7 protein-coding genes are annotated in these 6,324 nt (G+C 69.4%); 4 read left to right on the top strand and 3 right to left on the bottom strand.

Annotated features, from left to right (window positions below):
- Positions 1–87 precede the first annotated feature (87 nt).
- Positions 88–957, top strand: coding sequence for a deoxyribonuclease IV (locus AOK01_RS17515; protein ID WP_055512667.1), 870 nt, complete (start codon positions 88–90; stop codon positions 955–957).
- Positions 958–1,029: 72 nt separating this feature from the next.
- Here the strand turns inward: AOK01_RS17515 and AOK01_RS17510 are convergent, their stop codons facing one another.
- A complete protein-coding gene (locus AOK01_RS17510; RefSeq protein ID WP_055512665.1) occupies positions 1,030–1,662 on the bottom strand; it encodes a sulfite oxidase-like oxidoreductase in 633 nt (210 codons plus the stop codon).
- Between the two features lie 201 nt (positions 1,663–1,863).
- Between AOK01_RS17510 and bfr the strand changes: the two genes are divergently transcribed.
- Positions 1,864–2,343 (top strand): bacterioferritin, encoded by a 480-nt coding sequence (gene bfr, locus AOK01_RS17505; protein ID WP_055512663.1) that lies wholly within the window; start codon positions 1,864–1,866, stop codon positions 2,341–2,343.
- A gap of 115 nt (positions 2,344–2,458) precedes the next feature.
- On the opposite strand, the gene AOK01_RS17500 is transcribed toward bfr, so the two are convergent.
- The gene (locus tag AOK01_RS17500) at positions 2,459–2,659 is read right to left on the bottom strand and encodes a (2Fe-2S)-binding protein (protein ID WP_055512661.1); all 201 of its coding nucleotides are present in this window, start codon (positions 2,657–2,659) and stop codon (positions 2,459–2,461) included.
- A 171-nt stretch (positions 2,660–2,830) separates the two neighbouring features.
- Positions 2,831–4,177, bottom strand: coding sequence for a class II 3-deoxy-7-phosphoheptulonate synthase (locus AOK01_RS17495; protein WP_055512658.1), 1,347 nt, complete (start codon positions 4,175–4,177; stop codon positions 2,831–2,833).
- A 108-nt stretch (positions 4,178–4,285) separates the two neighbouring features.
- On the opposite strand from AOK01_RS17495, the gene AOK01_RS46560 reads away from it, so the two are divergent.
- Positions 4,286–4,348 (top strand): trp operon leader peptide, encoded by a 63-nt coding sequence (locus AOK01_RS46560; protein ID WP_107099832.1) that lies wholly within the window; start codon positions 4,286–4,288, stop codon positions 4,346–4,348.
- Positions 4,349–4,453: 105 nt separating this feature from the next.
- The coding region (locus AOK01_RS17490) for an anthranilate synthase family protein (protein WP_055512656.1) at positions 4,454–6,324 on the top strand (1,871 nt) is incomplete at its 3' end.

The following is a 6,324-nucleotide window of genomic DNA, read 5'->3' as shown; positions in this document are numbered from 1 at the left end:
GTGGGGCGGCGCGTGGGGCGCGGGTGCACACGAGGGCAGAGGACATCCGGCGACGGGTCGCCCGGGATCGCGTGACACCCTGGGAGGGTGAGCATTCAGCAGTCCCGCAACCCCGTCGGCGGCCATGTGCCCGTCGCCGGAGGCCTCGCCTCCGTGGGCCTCTCGTACGCGCGCGAGCTGGCCGCCGAGGCTGTCCAGGTCTTCGTCGCCAACCCGCGCGGCTGGGCGACACCGCCCGGGAACCCGGTCCAGGACGAGGCGTTCCGCGCGGCCTGCGCCGCCGAGTCCCTTCCCGCCTACGTCCACGCGCCCTACCTGATCAACTTCGGCTCGCACACCGAGGCGACCGTGGAGAAGTCGGTGGAGTCCCTGCGGCACTCGCTGCGACGGGGGCGCGCGATCGGGGCGCTGGGCGTGGTCGTGCACACGGGCTCGGCGACCGGCGGCCGGGAGCGCTCGGTCGCGCTCCGGCAGGTACGCGAGTATCTGCTGCCGCTGCTCGACGAGCTGACCCACGACGACGACCCGTTCCTGCTGCTTGAGTCGACCGCAGGCCAGGGCGCCTCGCTCTGCTCGCGGACCTGGGACTTCGGACCGTACTTCGAGGCGCTCGACGCCCATCCGAAGCTGGGTGTCTGCCTGGACACGTGCCACATCTTCGCCGCGGGACACGACCTCACCGGGGCCGGCGGGATGCACCAGACCCTCGATCTGCTGGTGGACACGGTCGGCGAGGGCCGCCTGAAGCTGATCCACGCCAACGACTCCAAGGACGTGGCGGGCGCACACAAGGACCGCCACGAGAACATCGGCGCCGGCCACATCGGCGAGGACCCGTTCCGCGCCCTGATGACCCACCCCGCCACCGAGGGCGTACCGCTGATCATCGAGACGCCCGGTGGCAAGGAGGGCCACGCGGCGGACGTGGAACGCCTGAAGAAGCTGAGGGACGGCTGAGGAACTGCTGGGGGGGGCGGCTGACCCCCGGGCGGGTCAGGGCTCCGGGGAAGGCGGCAGAGTTCGGGGCCGTCAGAGTTCGGGGCCGTCCCCGGGCTTCTCCTGGTACGAGTAGCGCTGCTCGCGCCACGGGTCGCCGATGTTGTGATAGCCGCGCTCCTCCCAGAAGCCGCGGCGGTCGGCCGTCATGTACTCCACCCCGCGGACCCACTTGGGGCCCTTCCAGGCGTACAGCTGCGGCACGACGAGCCGCAGCGGAAAGCCGTGTTCGGCGGTGAGCAGTTCGCCATCCTTGTGGGTGGCGAGGATCGAGCGCTCGGCCGCGAAGTCGTCGAGGCGCAGATTCGAGCTGAAGCCGTACTCCGCCCAGACCATGACATGGGTGGCGGCCGGCGCGGGCGGCGCGATCTCCAGGATCGTACGGGCCGGAACGCCGCCCCACTCCGCGCCGATCATGCTGAACTTCGTGACGCAGTGCAGATCGGCCACCACCGTCGTGTACGGCAGGGCCGTGAACTCGTCATGGGTCCAGCAGTGCTTCTCGCTGTCGGCGGTGGCGCCGAAGACCCGGAACTCCCAGCGCTCGGGACGGAACTTCGGTACGGGCCCGTAGTGCGTGACCGGCCAGCCCCGCTGCAGTCGCTGCCCCGGCGGAAGCTCCGACTGCGCGGCTTCTCCAGATTCACGACCCACCGGCTGACCCATGCCTCCATCCTGACAGACCGAGGACGGTGGACATGACCAGGTCCGTACTCATTCGGTCAACTGCGACAACTGCGATATCAACGACAAGTTGGACTAAGCCAGTACTTACTTACTAAGCATGCACTTACTGGACGATCTTCGACGCCGGTGCAATCATGCGGCGCAACCCGCCAGTCCCCTCGCCTGGAAGGAGCCTCTGCGATGCAGGGCGACCCCGAGGTCATCGAATTCCTCAACGAGCAGCTGACCGCCGAGCTCACCGCGATCAACCAGTACTTCCTGCACGCGAAGATGCAGGAGAACTTCGGCTGGACGAAGCTCGCCAAGTACACGCGGAGCGAGTCCTTCGACGAGATGAAGCACGCGGAGCTCCTGACCGACCGCATCCTCTTCCTGGACGGCCTGCCGAACTACCAGCGGCTCTTCCACGTCCGGGTCGGACAGACGGTCACCGAGATGTTCCAGGCGGACCGCCAGGTCGAGGTCGAGGCGATCGACCGGCTCAGGCGCGGTATCGAGGTGATGCGGACCAAGGGCGACATCACGTCCGCGAACATCTTCGAGTCGATCCTCGCGGACGAGGAGCACCACATCGACTATCTGGACACCCAGCTGGACCTGGTGGAGAAGCTCGGCGAGGCGCTCTACATCGCGCAGCTCATCGAGCAGCCGGACAGCTGACGTCGCGCTCCGCTGGGTGCGTGGATGTGCGGATGCGTGGATGCGACTCTGCGGGTTCGTTGTGGCTGGTCGCGCAGTTCCCCGCGCCCCCAAAAAACGGCGCGGCGCCGAATGGCTACGCGGCCTCTTCCAGCACCGCCGGCTCGCGGCTGGGGCAGGCGCCCCGGCCCAGCAGTGCCTGAATGCGTCGTACGCAGGATCCGCAGTCGGTGCCCGCCTTGCAGGCGGACGCTATCTGGCGGGGGGTGCAGGCGCCGTCCCCCGCGTGTTTCATCACCTGTGCCTCGGTCACTCCGAAGCAGTTGCAGACGAACACGCGGTTCCACCTCCCGACGGGATTCGCTGGGTCGTGCCATCCCGATGACCGGTGAGGCAAACCTAACCTTACCCGCCGAGTCCGGCCCGTAAAAGTGGAGTGGGGCGCGGATCGTATGTGATCCGCGCCCCAGTACACCTGTCCGTAACGACCGAACCGGCTGTTGATCTCCTACTGGTCCCGGTACATCTCCGCCACCAGGAAGGCCAGGTCAAGGGACTGGCTGCGGTTCAGGCGGGGGTCGCAGGCCGTCTCGTAGCGCTGATGCAGATCGTCGACGAAGATCTCGTCGCCGCCGCCCACGCACTCGGTGACGTCGTCACCGGTGAGCTCGACGTGGATGCCGCCCGGGTGGGTGCCGAGACCCTTGTGGACCTCGAAGAAGCCCTTGACCTCGTCGAGCACGTCGTCGAAGCGCCGGGTCTTGTGGCCCGAGGCGGCCTCGTAGGTATTGCCGTGCATCGGGTCGGTGATCCAGGCGACGGTCGCGCCCGAGGCGGTGACCTTCTCGACCAGCTCGGGCAGCTTGTCGCGGACCTTGTCGGCGCCCATGCGGACGATGAAGGTCAGCCGGCCCGGCTCACGGTCCGGGTCGAGCCGCTCGATGTACTGCAGCGCGTCCTCGGCCGTCGTCGTCGGGCCCAGCTTGATCCCGATCGGGTTGCGGATCTTCGAGGCGAACTCGATGTGCGCGCCGTCCAGCTGACGGGTGCGCTCACCGATCCACACCATGTGGCCCGAGACGTCGTACAGGTGGCCCGTGCGGGAGTCGATCCGGGTCAGCGCCGACTCGTAGTCGAGGAGCAGCGCCTCGTGGGAGGCGTAGAACTCGACGGTTTTGAACTCCTCCGGGTCGGCCCCGCAGGCCTGCATGAAGTTCAGCGCCTGGTCGATCTCGCGTGCCAGCTGCTCGTAGCGCTGCCCGGACGGCGAGGTCCGCACGAAGTCCTGGTTCCAGGCGTGCACCTGGCGCAGGTCGGCGTAACCGCCGGTGGTGAAGGCGCGGACCAGGTTGAGCGTGGAGGCGGACGCGTTGTACATCCGCTTCAGGCGCTCGGGGTCCGGGATGCGGGCCTTCTCGTCGAAGTCGAAGCCGTTGACCGAGTCGCCGCGGTACGTCGGCAGGGTCACGCCGTCACGGGTCTCGGTGTTCTTGGAGCGCGGCTTGGAGTACTGGCCGGCGATGCGGCCGACCTTCACGACCGGCACGGACGCCGCGTAGGTGAGGACGGCGCCCATCTGGAGCAGCGTCTTCAGCTTGTTGCGGATCTGGTCGGCGGACACGGCGTCGAAGGCCTCGGCACAGTCGCCGCCCTGGAGCAGGAACGCCTCGCCCTTGGCGACGGCTCCCAGCCGGGCGCGCAGCTGGTCGCACTCGCCGGCGAAGACCAGCGGCGGATACGACTCAAGGTCCGCGATCACTTCGCGCAGAGCCTCGGCATCGGGGTACTCGGGCTGCTGCGCCGCGGGCAGGTCTCGCCAGGTGTTGCTGGCGCTGGTCTTGGCAGTCACGGTCACGAAGCCAACATTACGGGGTCGTGTCGGGCATCCACCCCCGTGCTCATCAATTGAGACAGGTCCCGCTCGATCGAAGACCCACGTGCCACATGGGGTAGTCTGCGCCGCATGTTCGCGCACTCGACCCAGAACCAGAACTGGTGGTGGCCCGCTCTTCCGGCGGCCCACTGACTGCGCGTACGCAAGACTTCGCGAAGGCCGCCCGAGGGGCGGCCTTCGGTGTTTCCGCGACCGGGCCGTTCCTGAAGCTGAGAAGCCGAGAAGGAAACCGGACCCATGAACCTGCTCGATCTGCTGGACGATCCCCGCCCGTTCGCCCTGCTGCGCCGCCGCACGCCGGGCCGCGCCGCCGAGAAGGGTGACACCGTCGAACTGCTGCTCGGCCCGGTCACCGAGTACGAGCGGCTGGCCGACATCCCCGAGGGCCTCGCCCTCGTCCCGTACCGCCAGATCCGCGAGCGCGGCTTCGACGTCCACGACGACGGCACCCCGCTCTCGGTGCTCACACCGGAGACGACGTACGAACTCTCCCTTGAGCAGGCCCTGTCGGAGCTGCCCGCGCACGACGTCCGGGTCGAGGGAGGTGGGTTCGACGTCGCGGACGAGGAGTACGCGGAGATCGTCGGGCGGGTGCTGCGCGAGGAGATCGGGCGGGGCGAGGGTGCGAACTTCGTCATCCGGCGGACGTACGAGGGCGAGATCCCGGGGTTCGGACGGGCCGACGCGCTGGCTCTCTTCCGGCGGCTGCTGGTCGGCGAGCGGGGCGCGTACTGGACGTTCGTCGTGCACACGGGGGAGCGCACGCTGGTCGGGGCCAGCCCCGAGGTGCATGTGCGGATGTCCGGCGGGACCGTCGTGATGAACCCGATCAGCGGGACGTACCGCTATCCCGCCGAGGGGCCGACTCCGGAGGACCTGCTGCGGTTCCTGGCCGACGGCAAGGAGATCGAGGAGCTCTCCATGGTCGTCGACGAGGAGCTCAAGATGATGTGCACGGTCGGCGACATGGGCGGGGTCGTGATCGGGCCGCGGCTCAAGGAGATGGCCCATCTCGCGCACACCGAGTACGAGTTGCGGGGCAGGTCGTCGCTGGACGTGCGCGAGGTGCTGAAGGAGACCATGTTCGCGGCGACCGTCACCGGGTCGCCGGTGCAGAACGCGTGCCGGGTGATCGAGCGGCACGAGGTCGGTGGGCGCGGGTACTACGCGGGGGCCCTCGCCCTGATCGGGCGGGACTCGGGCGGCGCCCAGACCCTCGACTCCCCCATCCTCATCCGGACCGCCGACATCGACGGCGGCGGACGCCTGCGGGTGCCGGTGGGCGCGACGCTCGTCCGGGGGTCGGACCCGGCGAGCGAGGTCGCGGAGACGCACGCGAAGGCGGCGGGCGTGCTGGCCGCCCTCGGCGTACGCCCCGGGCGGCCGGGCGGGGACGAAGCGCGGCCGAACCTCGCGGACGATCCGCGGGTGCGGGCCGCGCTCGACGGGCGGCGGGCTTCGCTGGCCCCGTTCTGGCTACGGATGCAGGAGCCGTCCGCCGAACTGGCGGGCCATGCGCTGGTCGTGGACGGCGAGGACACCTTCACGGCGATGCTCGCGCATCTGCTGCGCTCGTCCGGTCTCGCGGTGACGGTACGGCGGTACGACGAGGCGGGGCTGCGGGAGGCGGTCCTCGCTCACGAGGGGCCGCTGGTCCTTGGTCCCGGTCCTGGCGACCCGTCCGACATGACGGATCCGAAGATGGCCTTCCTGCGCGGGCTCACCGCGGAGGTGGTCCGCGGGCACCGGCACGGCGTGCTGGGTGTCTGCCTCGGGCACGAGCTGATCGCGGCGGAGCTGGGCCTTGAGATCGTGCGCAAGGAGGTCCCGTACCAGGGCGCCCAGACGGACATCGACCTCTTCGGGCGGACGGAGACCGTGGGCTTCTACAACAGCTTCGTGGCGCGCTGCGACGACGAGGCCGCGGTCGAACTGGCCGCGCATGGCGTCGAGGTCGCCCGGAGCGGGGAGCAGGAGGTGCACGCGCTGCGCGGGCCCGGCTTCGCCGGGGTGCAGTTCCATCCGGAGTCGGTGCTGACGCTGCGCGGCGCGGATGTCGTACGGGAGTTGGTGGGGCGGGTGTGGGCGGGCACCGGCACGTTCCAGTA

The organism is Streptomyces aurantiacus, from assembly GCF_001418335.1.
Lineage (GTDB): Bacteria > Actinomycetota > Actinomycetes > Streptomycetales > Streptomycetaceae > Streptomyces > Streptomyces aurantiacus.
Note: the sequence above shows the minus strand (reverse complement) of the source record. Positions and strands in the feature narration are given on the sequence as shown.